Source organism: Microthrixaceae bacterium, from assembly GCA_023957975.1.
Lineage (GTDB): Bacteria > Actinomycetota > Acidimicrobiia > Acidimicrobiales > Microtrichaceae > JAMLGM01.
Map to the genome: position 1 here is coordinate 202,218 of JAMLGM010000007.1, position 15,177 is coordinate 217,394.

The 15,177-nt window shown below is 61.9% G+C and carries 12 protein-coding genes; 3 read left to right on the forward strand and 9 right to left on the reverse strand.

Annotated features, from left to right (window positions below):
• Positions 1-74: 74 nt before the first annotated feature.
• Entirely contained in the window at positions 75-1,001 is a 927-nt protein-coding gene (locus M9952_11720) for a hydroxymethylglutaryl-CoA lyase (GenBank protein ID MCO5313588.1), read from the reverse strand.
• 242 nt (positions 1,002-1,243) lie between these two features.
• Between M9952_11720 and M9952_11725 the strand changes: the two genes are divergently transcribed.
• Positions 1,244-1,480 (forward strand): helix-turn-helix domain-containing protein, encoded by a 237-nt coding sequence (locus M9952_11725; protein ID MCO5313589.1) that lies wholly within the window; start codon positions 1,244-1,246, stop codon positions 1,478-1,480.
• A 102-nt stretch (positions 1,481-1,582) separates the two neighbouring features.
• On the opposite strand, the gene ltrA is transcribed toward M9952_11725, so the two are convergent.
• From ltrA to M9952_11750, 5 genes are all read right to left on the reverse strand, one after another.
• Entirely contained in the window at positions 1,583-3,031 is a 1,449-nt protein-coding gene (gene ltrA / locus M9952_11730; GenBank protein ID MCO5313590.1) for a group II intron reverse transcriptase/maturase, read from the reverse strand.
• Between the two features lie 520 nt (positions 3,032-3,551).
• Positions 3,552-4,046, reverse strand: a complete 495-nt coding sequence (locus M9952_11735) for a hypothetical protein (GenBank protein MCO5313591.1) — start codon at positions 4,044-4,046, stop codon at positions 3,552-3,554.
• On the reverse strand, positions 4,046-4,339 hold the full coding sequence (locus tag M9952_11740) for a transposase (protein MCO5313592.1): 294 nt from the start codon (positions 4,337-4,339) through the stop codon (positions 4,046-4,048). Before M9952_11740 ends, M9952_11735 begins: the two co-directional genes overlap by 1 nt.
• A gap of 76 nt (positions 4,340-4,415) precedes the next feature.
• Positions 4,416-5,030, reverse strand: coding sequence for a hypothetical protein (locus tag M9952_11745; GenBank protein ID MCO5313593.1), 615 nt, complete (start codon positions 5,028-5,030; stop codon positions 4,416-4,418).
• Positions 5,027-6,592 (reverse strand): hypothetical protein, encoded by a 1,566-nt coding sequence (locus tag M9952_11750; protein MCO5313594.1) that lies wholly within the window; start codon positions 6,590-6,592, stop codon positions 5,027-5,029. Before M9952_11750 ends, M9952_11745 begins: the two co-directional genes overlap by 4 nt.
• A gap of 138 nt (positions 6,593-6,730) precedes the next feature.
• On the opposite strand from M9952_11750, the gene M9952_11755 reads away from it, so the two are divergent.
• Positions 6,731-7,111: a transposase gene (locus tag M9952_11755; protein ID MCO5313595.1), complete on the forward strand. Its 381-nt coding sequence runs from the start codon at positions 6,731-6,733 to the stop codon at positions 7,109-7,111.
• Positions 7,112-7,446: 335 nt separating this feature from the next.
• Here M9952_11755 and M9952_11760 read toward each other — a convergent pair whose 3' ends face one another.
• Positions 7,447-8,676, reverse strand: coding sequence for an IS110 family transposase (locus M9952_11760; GenBank protein ID MCO5313596.1), 1,230 nt, complete (start codon positions 8,674-8,676; stop codon positions 7,447-7,449).
• 272 nt (positions 8,677-8,948) lie between these two features.
• On the opposite strand from M9952_11760, the gene M9952_11765 reads away from it, so the two are divergent.
• Complete coding sequence (locus M9952_11765; protein MCO5313597.1) at positions 8,949-9,194, forward strand: hypothetical protein; 246 nt, start codon at positions 8,949-8,951, stop codon at positions 9,192-9,194.
• 293 nt (positions 9,195-9,487) lie between these two features.
• On the opposite strand, the gene M9952_11770 is transcribed toward M9952_11765, so the two are convergent.
• Complete coding sequence (locus M9952_11770) at positions 9,488-9,907, reverse strand: DUF6188 family protein (protein ID MCO5313598.1); 420 nt, start codon at positions 9,905-9,907, stop codon at positions 9,488-9,490.
• Positions 9,904-13,842, reverse strand: coding sequence for a hypothetical protein (locus tag M9952_11775; GenBank protein MCO5313599.1), 3,939 nt, complete (start codon positions 13,840-13,842; stop codon positions 9,904-9,906). Before M9952_11775 ends, M9952_11770 begins: the two co-directional genes overlap by 4 nt.
• Positions 13,843-15,177: the final 1,335 nt, after the last annotated feature.

A 15,177-nucleotide genomic window follows, 5' to 3' on the forward strand; every position in this document is an offset into this window, starting at 1 on the left:
TTGCACACGGCTCAGCGCGGATCGTTGCGCTGCGTGTGAAGACTCTGTTCAGAGGAGCGGCGTTGGTGGTGGCGTCAGTACGAGAGGGCCGGGAAGTTGCCCGCTTTCGACAGGTACCCCGGCACCGAATGTCCGAGCACCCCTTCGAGCCAGTCGACATTCGCCGTCAGAGCGTCGAGGTCGATGCCGCTGTCGAGGCCCATGCGGTGCAGCATGTAGAGCAGGTCCTCAGTCGGAATGTTTCCGGTCGCGGCGGGCGCGAACGGGCATCCGCCGATGCCGCCGAGCGAACTGTCGAAGGTGCGCACTCCCGCAGCGGCGGCCGCTGCGGCGTTGGCGAGGCCGGTGTTTCGGGTGTTGTGGAAGTGGGCGCGCAGGGCGATCGGACGATCGGCGATGATCTCCCGGGCGAGGGCGAATCGCTCGGTCACATCGGTCGGCGCGGCCACGCCGATGGAATCGGCCAGGGCGATCTCCGCCGGCAGCGCTTCGGCGACCCGCTCGATGACGTCGGCGAGACGATCGAGCGGCAACTCGCCTTCGAACGGACAGCCGAAACTGGCACCGATGGTGACCGATGTCGGCAGGTCGTGCGCGGCGGCCTCCACGCAGATCTCATTGGCCGCCGCAATCAACCCAGCGGTGTCCTGGCCCTGATTTCGCTGGGCGAAGGTGTCACTCGCCATCACCACGGCGTTGGCCTCGTCCACCCCGGTCTCAAGTGCGCGGTCGAGGCCGCGACGATTCAGCACCAAGCCGATGTACGACGCGCCGAGCGAACGTGTCTCGGTGTCGGCGTGGAGCGCGGCCATCACCTCATCCGCGTCGGCCATCTGCGGGACCCGCTTGGGGTTGACGAAGCTCACGGTCTCGATCCGTCGCACCCCGGCGCGCACGGCGCGGGTGATGAGCGCCACCTTCTGGTCGGTGCTGAGCATCGCCGGGTCGGATTGCAGGCCGTCGCGGGGCGACACCTCGACGATCGACACGGGGCCATTCATGCGTTCCACGCCCTCCAGTCTGTCACCCTACAGAAAGACTCGGCATGGTGTGTAAACGGGGGTCATCCTGCTGCGGGTGGTCACGTGCACAACCCGCCGCTGTGTCCAATTCGCGCAACAGAGGCGAGTTCAAGTGGTGATGGCAACACCGTCAGGTTGAGGGTGAGGTCTCCACTGGTCAGAGCGTGAACGGGCAAAATGCGCGCTGCTCTCACATCCCGGACCAGTGGAGGATCCCCAGCATGCCAGCTCAAGCGTTGACCGCGCCCGAACGCGAGGAGATCCGCGTCGGGATCACACACGGCGACAACCACACCACCATCGGTCGCCGCCTCGGCCGACACCGGGCCACGATCGGCCGCGAGATCGCCCGCAACGGCGGCCCCGACGCGTACACCGCGACGGGCGCGCAGGCGCGAGCCGACCGTTTGATCGCGCAGAGGTACAGCTTGCCTTCACGCGTCCGATGCTCGGTGTAGGGGTCGGACCGGAGCGCCCTGTCGTCTTTCGATCGGTGGGTTTCTCCGGCCCGCCCTCCGAACCGGACGTGCGACTTCCATCGCATCCGGCTCTCCACGTGTTCAGGCCGCTGTGGCGGGTGGTCCTGTTGTCACGCTCGTCCATGGGGTCGGGATCTTGGCGCCCCGGTAGCGGTAGCGCTCGATGGCGACCGTTTGGGGGCGGAACATCTCGATGCCGCCGTCGTGGATCCTCCAGCCAGGGAGGTAGCGGCGGACCAGGGTGTGCATGTTCAGCCCGACGTGTCGTTTCCGGAGCCAACCGACGATCCGCCAGAAGGCGAAATGATCGACGTAGTTGAAAGTCCGTGACGACACGCCGTGGCGGAAGTAGTTGCACCAGCCCCGCAGCACCGGGTTCAACCGGCGCAACAGGTCTGCGAGCGTTCGATGCTTTGCTCGGCGGGTCAGCAATCGGATCTTCCCGATGATCGAAGCCAACGACTTCTTCGACGGGTAGGTGTAGATCGCCTTCTTGCCGGTTCGGCCTCTCCAGTTCCGGCGCTGGATGCGCCAACCCAAGAAGTCGAACCCCTCGTCGATGTGGCAGACCCTCGTCTTCTCCTCCGACAGGCGCAGGCCCATCGGAGCGAGCACCGAGCCGACCTCATCCCACAGCGCTTCAGCGTCGTCGCGGGTGCCGTGGACCATGACCACGAAATCGTCTGCGTAGCGGACGATGCGCATGGTTGGTTCGCCGGCGCGGCGACGCTTGGCGCGTGTCCATGACGGGCCGAGCGCTTCCCACTTCGTGGTGAAGTACTCGTCCAGGACGGACAGTGCGATGTTGGCCAGCAGCGGTGAGAGGATCCCGCCCTGTGGTGTGCCAGTGATCGTTTCCCGACTGCTGCCATCCTCGGAGAGGACACCGGCCTTCAGGAACGCCTTCACCAACCGCAGGACATGCTTGTCTCCGATCCGCTCTCGCACACGACCCATGAGGGCGGTGTGGTCGATCTCGTCGAAGCACGCCTTGATGTCCGCCTCGAACACCCACTCGTAGTTCCGAGGGGGCGATCCGAGGTAGTGGATCTCAGCGATAGCGTCCTGAGCTCGGCGCTTCGGGCGGAAACCATAGGAACATGGTTTGAAGTCCGCCTCGAAGATTGGTTCGAGCACCAGCTTCAACGAGGCCTGCACGATCCGGTCTGTGGCAGTCGGGATGCCCAGCGAACGGGCCTTGCCGCCCGCCTTGGGGATCATCTTCTGCCGCACCCGCTGAGGCGTGAACCGGCCGGCCTTGAGATCATCTCGCAGCCCACCGAGCAGGACCCCAGCACCGAACACGATCGAGCGAGGTGTCACTCCATCGACTCCGGCGGTTCGTGCACCCTTGTTGCCCCGCACCCGACTCCACGCCACAACGAGGAACGCCGGGTCAACCACGAGGTTGAACAGGTCATCGAAGCGACGGCCAGGATCAGCCTTCGCCCATTGGTGCAGCTTCGTTTGCATCTTGAGTACCCGTTGCTCGGCCTCGTCGAGGCCGGGCCACGGATCGCCGATATTCACCAGCGGTCTCCTCGTTCAGCAGTGATGCTGCGAACACGCTGGACCCCTTCGCCATGTACACAGCTTTCCTGTGCTCGGACTACTACGGGTCCTCCGCCCCATCCCGCCAGCATCAGCCGACGACGGGCCTTCCCGGCCGCCAACCTGGATGGCTGGCGGGGAGGGACCGACGGGATGGTTCCCACGTTCACTCTTGAACCGTTTGACGGGGTCGGCGCCCAACTATGCCCCTGCAACTTCGCCACGGCTACGCCGCAGGCATTCACCGTGGCCTCCCGGTCGGCGACATCACCCGACCTAAAAGTTCCCCCGGCAACGGTCATGACCGCCGTCGAGGTGCGCGTTGCAACCCAGCCCAGATCCGTCAGGTTCGAGCTGGTGGTTTTCGCTTGAGAGGCGTTCAGACGCTGGTTCCTCACGTACACCTTTCCGTCTCGCTTGCCGGACCCGCACCATCTGACAGTGCTGGCACGTCCCGGCGTTGTCAGGGCCGCTTCCATTCTCCCCGGCGTCTCCCGGATCAGACTGCCCTCAGCTTCACCCGGCCCGCTGCGACAGGCCGGCGGTGGTGTCCTTTCATCACCACCCGGTTCAAGAACGCCTCGTGGCGCTCGATGTCGGTGAGCCACAACTCGTTCGGCTCGTCAGCGGTGAAGTCCCGGCGTACCAGGTCGTCATGGGCCGCCGTGGCGGGCTTGGAGGCCTTGGGACGTTTGGGTTTACCGAACCTCGACCACCAGCGGCGGTCTCGGCAAATCCGCCACACGACCCGGTCCGACACCTCCGCGTGGTCGTCGATGCGGCGGACCTCATCGGCGAGGAACCGGTAGCCGAACTCGGGATCGTCACGATGCGCGTCGAAGATCGCGTTAGCGAGCCAAGCCTCGTCGAGTTGATCGTCGCTGAACGGCCGGTCGAGCCACCGATAGTAAGGCTGGCGAGCAAGGCCAAGTACCCGACACGACACCACCACGAGAACCCCGTCTGCGGCAAGCTCGGACACGAGCGGGTACATCAGCCTTTTGGGAGGTTCGCCAGGCCGAAATACGCCGCGGCCCGGCGTAGCACCTCGTTTTCCATCTCCAACAGCCGCACACGCTTGCGCAGCTCGCGGTTCTCGACGGACTCGGTCGTGGTGACGCCAGCGTGATCGCCGTCATCGACAGCGGCCCGGCGAAGCCACTTCGACAACGTCATCGGATGGATCCCGAAATCGGCGGCGACCTGCTCCAGGGTCACACCATCGGGACGACTCCGAGCGACCCTCACAACATCGTCGCGGAACTCCTGCGGATAAGGCTTGGGCATGAGAACATCCTTCCAGGCCTGCCCCACAGGCAAGCCAGCTCAGATGTCACCCCACCCCGCGGCAGTCCCCTACCTCTCAGTCGTCTCGGAAGACTCCGTAGTTGCGTCGCAACGTGTCCGCAAATTCCGAGTCAGGTGCACTGCCGCCGAGGTTCACCCCAAGAAAGCCGTCAAGCGCCTCATCCGCGTTGAGGAAAGGTCCGTTCTCAAGTTCCCATGAAGCGAGAGCGGAAGGCGTTGTGCTCACGACAAGGCCTGCAATGTTGCGCTCCACCCAGATACCCCAGCGACCCGAGGTTCCAAAGATGGCGACGGTGTCAGCTACGTACCCGATCAGTCCGGCTGGCCCGCGCGGCGACTCGCCGAACAAGCCGGTCCGATAGCAGTCGGCGGTACCACTTGATGAGCAGGTGAAGCCGCCGTATTCACCGGTCGTGCTGAGGATGAAGCTCGCCGTATCTGATTCCGCCACCATTACACTCACATCGGTGTCGCCATGGACGATTGCGAGCGACGACACCAGATCCCAAGCATCATCGAGGAAGATGACATCGCCATCGAAGAACGGTGAGCGCGACGTCAGGAGCGTGGACACGACGTGCGGCAATCGGCTGTTCAGGTTGAAGACTGCCTCAGCCTGGCTTCGGAGCTGTCTCCAGGGCTCTGCTGAGTGGACGCGGACGCTGGTCATCCGCCGAGCCGAATCTTGAGAGTGAAGGAGGAAGATCCAGCGGGGTAGAAGTCGGCTGTCGGGCCGCCTGTCGATGCCGCTCCGTCCCTCACGACGTAGCGGGCTCCGTTGCGCTCGTACGAAACGATGTTCTTCTCGGCGCGCAGCACGGTGGGCCGGTAGCTCGCTTCGATCAGGTTGTGCTCAAAGTTTGATCGACTGACGCTGGTCTGAACATTTCGGACCCGGCTGCCCTTGGCAGTGATGTCAATGTAGTCATCCGCCAGTCCAGCGAGGTTGTCTGTCGCCTTCGGGGCGATGATTTGTGGTGTGGCGTGTACGCGGCCTCTGCTGATGATTTGTACGAGTTTGCTGAAGCCGATGCCTACCACGTCGACATCTGTCATATCTCCTTTGGCGACGGATTCAAGACTCGATATGAACTCGGCGCCGTTGATTGCGAGGTTCGCTCCGGCGCCCAGCCCGCCGGAGAGGGCAGCTGTAACTGCAGTCTCGACCACACCAACATATTGTTTGATTCTTTGAAACGCTGAGTGAAGGTCCTTTCGGCGCACATAGCTCTGCGCGCTAGTACATGTGATTACGTGATCAATGTCTAGCTCGCCGCAGGAGAACCCTCGGGTGGTTCCCCAATAGGTGACGGCAAAGCATGCCATTTCAAGGGCAGTGTTGAACCGGGAACAATCGTTCCCAATCATCTCGACTGGATCCCAAGAACCTTTAGCTAGCGTAAAATCTAGGTCTCCTGGTAGGCCGATGCCTGGTGCGAGGCCGAGTGGGTCTTGCCAGTTGATGGGGTTGTTGTTGACGTAGTGGTATGGGTTTCCGGAGGTGGGTGTTGCTGGTATGTCGTCGAGGGGGTCGGTGGTGGTGAAGGTGCCCGTTGTTGGGTTGTAGTCTCGTGCGCGTAGGTAGAGACCGGTTTGTGTGTTGAGTTCGCTGCGGTATCCGAGTTTTGGTGCGGCGGCTGTGGTGGCACCGGTGGGGTTACCCCACGGGTCGTAGCTGGTTGCGTTGGCGAAGCTTTGTCCGGTGCTGTTGATGATGGATCCGAGCGCGTCGGTCGCGAACACGGTTGGCGTGTTGCCTTTAGCCGATGCGACAATGCCGGCGGGTCCATGAACGAGCGCGTTGTTGGAGGACCCGTCGAGTAGTGAAACGATTTGTGGGATCGGCTGGTTGATATCCCAGTCGTATTTGACGTAACGCAGGAACGAGTCTGATGGTCCGGTGGTCGTGACTCGGTGGAGAAGCCCGCCGCTGTTGTATGCCCGGTTTTCTTTGGTGATCGTGGTTCCGTTGTTGGCGCGGGTGATGGTTGCTGTTTGGCCGAGCGGGTTGTAGGTGTAGTTGGTGGTCGCGGAGCCGATGGTTTGGCTGCTACGGCGTCCTGCGGTGTCATATCGATCAGCGGTCGGGTGAGGAGTGCCACCCAACATTGGGGGAACGTAGGCCGGGTCGGTGGACACCCACCCGAGCCCTGCCGCGTTGCAGGACTGGGTCCAGGTTTCACCCTCCGGGTTCGTTACCGAAACCGCCAACGCGTCGTAGTCAAACGACATCACCCCACCATCAGGCGCATTGACCTCATCAACCAGACCGTTCGCGAGATAGGTGAGGGACTGTCGCAGGGGGTGTGTAACCGGGAGTGGGCCTGAAGGTTCGCGGCGTGTGGTCGCGGGCCGCGAAGAGTCTTTCCTATGGCATCGACATCGAACGTTGTGACCGGTGGCGAGGCGTCGGGACCGGTGGAGCTGGTGTCGCGTGATGTGTTGGTGTCTGCGGCTGCTGAGCGGCTCGTTGAGGACGCGAAACCGACCGGCATCGCGCTCACCGGTGAAGGCGATCTGGTGGCTGGGCTGGTGCAACGGGTATTGCAGGCAGCACTGGAGTCCGAGATCACCTGCCATCTCGGCTACGAGTCCCATGCAGTCGAGGGTAGAGGCTCGGGCAACTCACGCGACGGTTATTACCCGAAAACGGTGTGCACTGAAATCGGCGACGTGGGCCTGCGCGTCCCCCGCGACCGCAACGCCAGCCGGTTGGTCAGCGTCGCTTGTCGGGGCTCGATCAGATGGTGATCTCGTTGTACGTCAAAGGGCTCACCACCGGCGACATCGCCGCGCATCTCGAAGACGTAAATGACTGAGGGTCCCCCGCTGTTCCGGACGGTTGGTTACGCTGCTTGTTGCGCATCGTACTGGCGTTCCCACCCAACGCGACGCTCAACAAACGGGCGGCATTCCGGCGCCGAGCGAGGTGTGGATCCGTGTGTTGTTGTACGTGTTGATCCACTTGAAGATCTCGGCGCGAGCCTGCGCGTGGCTGAGACGAAACTGGTCTTCTTTTCGAGCGCGGCGGAGCCTCGGGCCGTAGGCCCGAAGATCGTTGGTGTCGTGGTTGGGGGTCGGGGCGGTTAGGCGAGGGTGACGGTGTGGCCGAGCGCTTCGAGTTTGCGAGTGAGCCGCCGTGCCTCGGTGTTGGGGTCTCGTCGCTTGTCGTACCAGTCGGTGCCGAGATCGATCCACGGCTCGTTGGTGGTGTGCATGTGCCAGTAGCCGACGATGATCGAGTGAGCGACAGCGGTCACGGCCTTTTGGGGTCCGAGACGGGGAACGAGGCGCCGGTAGCGGGTCGACAAGAACGTGTTGGAGGTCCGCGATGCCGCCCAGCCGGCTTGGCGGAGCGCGTTGGCGAGCCACGGGTTCGTCTTCGATGACGCTGCCCGCCGTTGCTTGCCGGCGGACTCGTTGTTGCCGGGAGCGACGCCGCACCACGCCGCGAGGTGGTCTGCTGTGGGGAAGATGCTCATGTCGAAGCCGATCTCAGCGGCGAACACCTCCGCGGTACGCAGATCGACACCAGGGATCGTTCGCGTCAGCTCGATCCGGTCACCGACAGCGATCGTGGCGTCAGCGATCTGGCGGCTCAACGACTCGATGACTCCGTTGTGGAAGTCGTAGGCCTCCAAGCAGGTCCCGAGCATCTGGCGGTGGTGGTCGGTGAAACGGTTCTCCAACGCCGCGGCGAGTTCGGTGCGTTTGGACCGCAGTGTGCCCTTCGCGAGGTCCGCCAAGCGGACAGGGTTCGTGTCGCCGGCCACGAGCGCGTCGAGCATCGCTCGTCCTGACACCCCGAAGGTCTTGGACACCACCGACGCCAACTTGATCCCGGCGGTCTCCAACAGCCGTTCGGTCCGCTGGGACTGCTGAGTGCGCTGTTGCACAGCCCGAGCCCGATACCGGGTCAGGTCCCGAAGATCACGTTGGGGTTGTGGGGGCACGAAACTCCCGCGCAGCAGACCGGCCTCGGCCAGGTGTGCAAGCCACGCGGCGTCGGACATGTCAGTCTTTCGCCCGGGCAGCATTTTGACGTACCGGGCGTTCACCAGATCCATCTTCGCGATGGCGGGTGCGAGCAGGTCCCACACCGGCATCCAGAACACGCCAGTTGCTTCCATCGCGACGTAGCCGACCTGGCGGGCGACCAGCCACGACCGCAACTCGACCAACTGGTTGATCGTGGTCCCGAACGACTCGCGTTCAGAACGACGCCTCGAGCCCGAACCAGACGGCACCCTTACACACGCGGTCACGCTGCGTTTGTGAACATCGAGCCCAGCGACTCGATCGTGGATCACTTCCATTACCGTTACCTCCTGACACCAACGTGTCGTTGACGAGTCGGGAGGCTTGGGCGCGCTGAACGAGGATGAAACAAGATTCTGAGACTCGTGCTCGAAGCAACACTCGATGATTCCTTACCAATGCCAGCAGCCACCACGCTGTCAGACAGGCTCAACGCAAGGCGCCAAAGACAGACGGGGTCAGCGCCCAAGCCTCCCGCCAGCCAGTTTCATCCCTGATGACGAGATCCCCAACGGGGACCGAGCGACGCTGTCAGGATATCCTGACGTGTGTGGAACGCCCCGAGCGCCACAAGACCGACGCCCTGGTCAAGGCCCGCCGTCAGGTCGATGCCGTGCGCGGCGCCCAAGATGAGCTCGAAGTGTCTATTGCCCGCGCCCGGTTTTGGGGTGCGACGTGGTCCGAGATCGCTGACGCGCTCGGGATCAGCCGTCAATCTGCTCACGAGCGATACCGGCACCTCCGCTACAACCCGGCCGACCGCACCGCATGGCATGAACCGCCACTCCCAATCTGAACGGAGGTCACGCCCCGCTCAGATCCGAAGAACCCGAAAACGGGCGCATCACCCCCAGCCTCGACGCCCTCGCCCGCATCGCCCAAGCCCTCAACACCAGCCTCGACCACCTCGTCTTCGACGACATCGACCGCCGCCCCCTCCACGCCCCCGAACACGCCCTCACCGGACGCCTCGCCCCCATCGCCGAACTACCCGAAGCCGACCAACAAGCCCTCCTCGACCACCTCGACGCCCTCCTCACCCGCACCCGCCTCCGCACCATCACCAGCGGCAGCCAGTAGACGAACGGGTCAGGACGGCGCTGAACTCCACGCCGTCACACCACCACCCGGAGTCGAGACCAGCTTCAGGCCCCCCGGACCGGCGAGCGTCCACGCCTCGAACTCCTCGGACGGCTCCACCGTCGCGATCGCTCCCGCTCCGAACTCGAGTTCGAGTCGGCCGCTGGCAAACGCTTCGATGCGAACAACCGAGTCACGCACGGTGGACAGGACCGGTGCCAGCTGAACAGGGTCACCCTCTGGCACCAGGTGAACAGGATTCCGGTCGCCAAACAGGAACGGCTGCTCAGCCCGGATCTCGACATCCCCGTTCTCGGTAGCGATGACCCATGTGACCGCCCAGTCGAACGAACACCTGCTCACCGCCGCACCCTTCACCGAGACCACCCAGCGATCTGGGTGTTCCACGAGCACCGGATCCGAGTTCATCGCGGGATGTGCGTCGCCGACGGCGGACCAGGTTTGCCAGCGAGGTCAACGGGCTGGCCATGGCTGTTGTAGATCCGGATGTAGCCGTTCGGGTACTGCGACGTTGGATCCATCACTCGAATCATGTCGGCGTTGCCAGTAGCTCCAGGCCGCTGGAACACCACCCCCTTGCCGTTGTCGGCCACACGGGGCGTCCAACCCTTCGGGATATCGACCGGAGAATCCGACATCGCCCTGAGGTACCGAGACGCCATGGCATCGCCCGCACCAAAGGCATCATCCACAGCCCCTGTTCCTCTTGGGGTGATGATTTGTGGTGTGGTGTGGACGCGGCCTTTGCTGATGATTTGTACGAGTTTGCTGAAGCCTACGCCTACCACGTCGACATCTGTCATGTCACCTTTGGCGACGGATTCAAGACTCGATATGAACTCGATGCCGTTGATTGCGAAGTTCGCTCCGGCACCCAGCCCGCCGGAGAGGGCGGCCGTAACGGCCGTCTCGACTACACCAACATATTGTTTGATTCTTTGAAACGCTGAGTGAAGGTCCTTTCGGCGCACATAGCTCTGCGCGCTAGTACATGTGATTACGTGATCAATGTCTAGCTCGCCGCAGGAGAACCCTCGGGTGGTTCCCCAATAGGTGACGGCAAAGCATGCCATTTCAAGGGCAGTGTTGAACCGGGAACAATCGTTCCCAATCATCTCGACTGGATCCCAAGAACCTTTATTTAGCGTAAAATCTAGATCTCCTGGTAGGCCGATGCCTGGTGCGAGGCCGAGTGGGTCTTGCCAGTTGATGGGGTTGTTGTTGACGTAGTGGTATGGGTTTCCGGAGGTGGGTGTTCCTGGTATGTCGTCGAGGGGGTCGGTGGTGGTGAAGGTGCCGGTTGTTGGGTTGTAGTCTCGTGCGCGTAGGTAGAGACCGGTTTGTGTGTTGAGTTCGCTGCGGTATCCGAGTTTTGGTGCGGCGGTTGTGGCGGCACCGGTGGGGTTGCCCCACGGGTCGTAGCTGGTTGCGTTGGCGAAACTTTGTCCGGTGCTGTTGATGATGGATCCGAGCGCGTCGGTCGCGAACACGGTTGGCGTGTTGCCTTTGGTCGATGCGACAAGGCCAGCGGGTCCGTGAACGAGCGCGTTGTTGGAGGACCCGTCGAGTAGTGAAACGATTTGTGGGATTGGCTGGTTGATGTCCCAGTCGTATTTGACGTAACGCAGGAACGAGTCTGATGGTCCGGTGGTGGTGACCCGGTGGAGAAGCCCGTCGCTGTTGTATGCGCGGTCTTCTTTCGTGATCGTGGTTCCGTTGTTGGCACGGGTGATTGTTGCTGTCTGGCCGAGCGGGTTGTAGGTGTAGTCGACGGTGTCGGTTCCGGTGGTTTCGTTGAGTCGACGACCTGCGTTGTCGTAGGTGATGGTGGTGTCTGGTCCGGATGGGTGGTCGATCGTGGTGAGTTGGGATTGGGTGTTGTAGGTGTAGCTCGTGGTCGCGGAGCCGATGGTTTGGCTGGTACGGCGTCCGGCGGTGTCATAGGTCCATGATTGGGCGGGGCCGCTTCCTGGTGTTGTGGAGGTGAGTTGTCCAGCGTTGTCGTATCCGAACGTGGCGGACTCGCCGCCGACGACAGCGATCGTGTTGACCGCTCCGGCAGTGTCATATCCGAGGTTCGTTGTGCGGTTCGCTCCGGGCGCGGTTTGGGTGGTTTGGATGAGTTGGGCGTCGTCGTAGGTGTACCCGCGTGAGGATCCACCGGGGAGTGTTTCGGCGATCACGCGGCTTGCGTTGTCGTAGGTGTAGGTCACAAACGGGGTGAGTGCTGTACCGGTGTTGAGTTGACGGTATCCATCGATCGTGACCGCGTTCGTGCCTGCGTTACGTGTCCATTTCAGTTGCGTTGCGCCTGCCGCGGTGACTGAGGAGTCGGTGACAGCAACATCCCATGTTCCTGGGGTTGGTGCGCCGTTCAACCATGCCCGGGCAGAAATCTGGTTGCCGTTGGTCTTCAACTGCATCCGTATCTCGGACCCGGCTGGGGGCAGCGTGAACGTGGAAAGGGTCGTGTCGGTGCCGCCAACTCGTTTGATCAGCGACGCGGTCGTCGCATCCGAGGGCACTTCGAGACGATAGGAGTCTGTTCCTGTGGCGTTTTGGCGTGCGTAGATAGCAAACGTTGAAGCGTTCGCTGGCGAGGTTGACTCGACTTGATACGAGATCGTTGTTTCAGAGTTCGCTGCCTGGGCTGCGATCGACGTGACCGCGGTCGAGGATCCCGTCGTGTTTGTTGTCGCCATCCGAAGACGGTTGTACTGCACCGCGCTGGAACCGCCCGACACGTGTTGGCGTGTCCATTTGTTCGGATCCGCGCCGGCGCCGTTGTCGGCGTTGAACCAATCGGTCATCGTCGCGTTCGGTGTTAGTTTCGACACCCGCCCCGCAGTGTCGTAGCTGTAGTTGATTTCAAGACCGTCAGGAGTTGTCAACTGTGCGACACGACCTCCGGTGTCATATAGGTACCGTGCGACGCGACCGTCGGTGGTGCCGGTACTGGTGACGCGTCCCGCGAGGTCATAGGTGCTGGGTTCGGTACCCCACGGGGTCACTGTGGTGCTGTGACGCCCGGCGCTGTCATAGCCAAGGGTGTGTGTCACAACGTTGACGCCATCGGAAAACGCGGTGGAGGTCACATCACCGGCAGCGTTGAACGTGTGTGTTTGTGAGCGTGCGGATCCATCGACGATCTTGTCGAGGCGACCTGCAGTGTCGTAGCGATAGGTGGTCGGGTGAGCAGTGCCGCCCAACACTGGGGGAACGTAGGTGGTGAGTTCACCGTTGGTGTAGCCCCACAACTCGACACCCGCTGGGGTTGTGCGAGTGATCAAACGGCCCGCGTCGTCATAGGTGTAGCTGGTTTCGTTACCGAGCCCGTCAGAAACAACGTCGAGGGTGCCATCAGGGTTGTACTGGAACGTTTCAGCGCCGCGGCCCGAGACTTGGCGGCTCAACAACTCACCGCGAGTCGACCACAACTGGGTCGTGGTCACACCGGCCGGGTCGGTGGACACCCATCCAAGCCCTGCCGCGTTGTAGGACTGGGTCCAGGTTTCACCCTCCGGGTTCGTTACCGAGACCGCCAAACCGTCGTCGTTGTATCCAACCACGGTGGTACCCGCCGGTGTTGTTGCACTCACCGGCCGTCCGCTGTTGTCATACCCGTAGGTTGTGACAACCCCGCCAGGATCGGTTTTCGACGCGACCCGACCGGCGTCGGTAAACGTTTGTGTCGATGTACGCCCGGTCGGGTCCGTGACCGAAACCTGGCGACCCAAAGCGTCGTACCCAAACGACGTCACCCCACCATCAGGCGCAGTGACCTCATCAACCAAACCGTTCGCGAGATAACTGAACGTTGTTTGTCGATCAACCGGGTCGGCAACCGTGACGACCTGGCCGTTCGCGTTATAGGTCGTGTCGGTCTCGCCGCCGCCGGGCGCGGTCACTCGCGTGACACGCCCCGAAGTGTCATACCCATAAGACGTCACCCGGCCGGCCGTATCGGTTCGCGACTCGATCCGTCCCAACACACCGTAGGAAACCTCGACCTCTTCACCGGTCGGGTCGGTGACCTTCGCGAGACGACCTAACGCGTCGTAGGTGTAACTCGTGGCAGGCTTGCCCGGTTTCGCTGTCGACACGAGGCGGCCACTCGAATACGTGTTCGTGGTCACCGCTGCTGTCGAGTCAGTCACGCTCAACACACGACCAGCGTTGTCATAGGTCGTCGTCGTCACACCCGAGTCCGCGGCGGTGATCGTGAGAACCCGCCCCGCGCCGTCATAGGTGTACGACGTCGCCCGCCCTTGCGCTGTGGTGACCTTTTTCAACCAGCCCGCCGGGAAATACTCGAAGGTGGTGGTGTTGCCATCAACGCTCACGGATTCAACCTGGCGCAACGACGTGTACGTGAACGCGGTGGTTACACCGTCAGCGTCAGTTTGAGACGTGATCAACCCGCCAGACACCGTTTGGCTCGTCACCTTCGACAACTCATCGGTGATCGTCGAGGGAATCCGATTCGATCCCGAGTACGTGAACGATGTGGTACCAGAAACCGGAGACTCAATCGATTCCAACCGGAACGCGCCGTCATAGGTCAACTCGGACTCACCAGATTTCGGATCGGAAACTGTCGTCGGTAACCCGAGGTGATTACGATCCGACAACACCTCAGCGGTTGAACGATCAACAAACGAGTTCACCCAACCATTCGAGTTGTACGTCCGAACGACACTCTGATTGTTCGGATCAGTCATCTTGATCAACCGACCAAATGTGTCATGTTCATACACAATCGATTCTGACAACACCGGAGATTGTGGACTATGAGTTGTCGTCTCAACCGTTGTTTCACGATTCGCAAAATCGTAGGTGAAGTTGAACTTCACATCAGGAGTGGACTGTGAAGCGACACGACCAAGCCCGGTGTACGTGTTCGCCACGATCACGACGCCGCTCGGGTCCGTGATCGTCAACACCCGCTGAGCCGCGTCGTTCGTGAACAACGTCGTTTTCGCTGCGGTATCAACAAACGATGTCAACTGGCCAGACGTATACCCATACGTGATGGTCCTACCGTCCGACGACGAAACACCCGTCAAAAGGTTCGAACCGTTGTATGTAAACGTCAGAGTCGGGCCTTGCGACGACGTCACCGTCGACGGGTTCCCGGCACCGTTACGCGCGATCGATACTGACTGTCCATCCCACGAAGATTTCGACTCCAAACGACCCGACGTATCGAAATCCCACACATCACCGTTCGCCATCGTTACCCGGTACGACGAATCAAGTTCCTGTGACAACGTCCCATCAAACGCGAGCCCCGGGTTCCAACCACCAGACCCGCTATCACGAAACCACACATCTCGGCCGTCTCCAAGCTCAAGACGAACATCGTCACCCGACTCCTCGACACGCTCCGAGAACGAACCACGCCAACCAACCGACAACACACTCGAACGAGTATCACGAGAGTTATACGAACGCACCACATCCAACCCGAACAACCCCGCCGTCGCAGGAAGATCCGTCCACGAATCATGAAAGTTGCCGTACGCGGTCGATATCGGATCCCCAGCGTTACCCGACGGCTCCGACGAACCAGCCAACTCACGCTCGCTCAACGAATAATGAATCGTCGAAGCATCCACAATCGCCTCAGGAAGATCCGCCGCGTTCGCCGCCGGGAAATAGGAACCACCCGTCAACTC

Bases quoted from the DNA above. Each gene is read 5' to 3' on its own strand.
- M9952_11740 (MCO5313592.1), bottom strand. From the start codon at position 4,339: ATGCCCAAGCCTTATCCGCAGGAGTTCCGCGACGATGTTGTGAGGGTC.
- M9952_11760 (MCO5313596.1), bottom strand. From the start codon at position 8,676: ATGGAAGTGATCCACGATCGAGTCGCTGGGCTCGATGTTCACAAACGC.
- M9952_11755 (MCO5313595.1), top strand. From the start codon at position 6,731: ATGGCATCGACATCGAACGTTGTGACCGGTGGCGAGGCGTCGGGACCG.
- M9952_11745 (MCO5313593.1), bottom strand. From the start codon at position 5,030: ATGACCAGCGTCCGCGTCCACTCAGCAGAGCCCTGGAGACAGCTCCGA.
- M9952_11720 (MCO5313588.1), bottom strand. From the start codon at position 1,001: ATGAATGGCCCCGTGTCGATCGTCGAGGTGTCGCCCCGCGACGGCCTG.
- M9952_11735 (MCO5313591.1), bottom strand. From the start codon at position 4,046: ATGTACCCGCTCGTGTCCGAGCTTGCCGCAGACGGGGTTCTCGTGGTG.
- M9952_11750 (MCO5313594.1), bottom strand. From the start codon at position 6,592: ATGTCGTTTGACTACGACGCGTTGGCGGTTTCGGTAACGAACCCGGAG.
- M9952_11725 (MCO5313589.1), top strand. From the start codon at position 1,244: ATGCCAGCTCAAGCGTTGACCGCGCCCGAACGCGAGGAGATCCGCGTC.
- M9952_11770 (MCO5313598.1), bottom strand. From the start codon at position 9,907: ATGAACTCGGATCCGGTGCTCGTGGAACACCCAGATCGCTGGGTGGTC.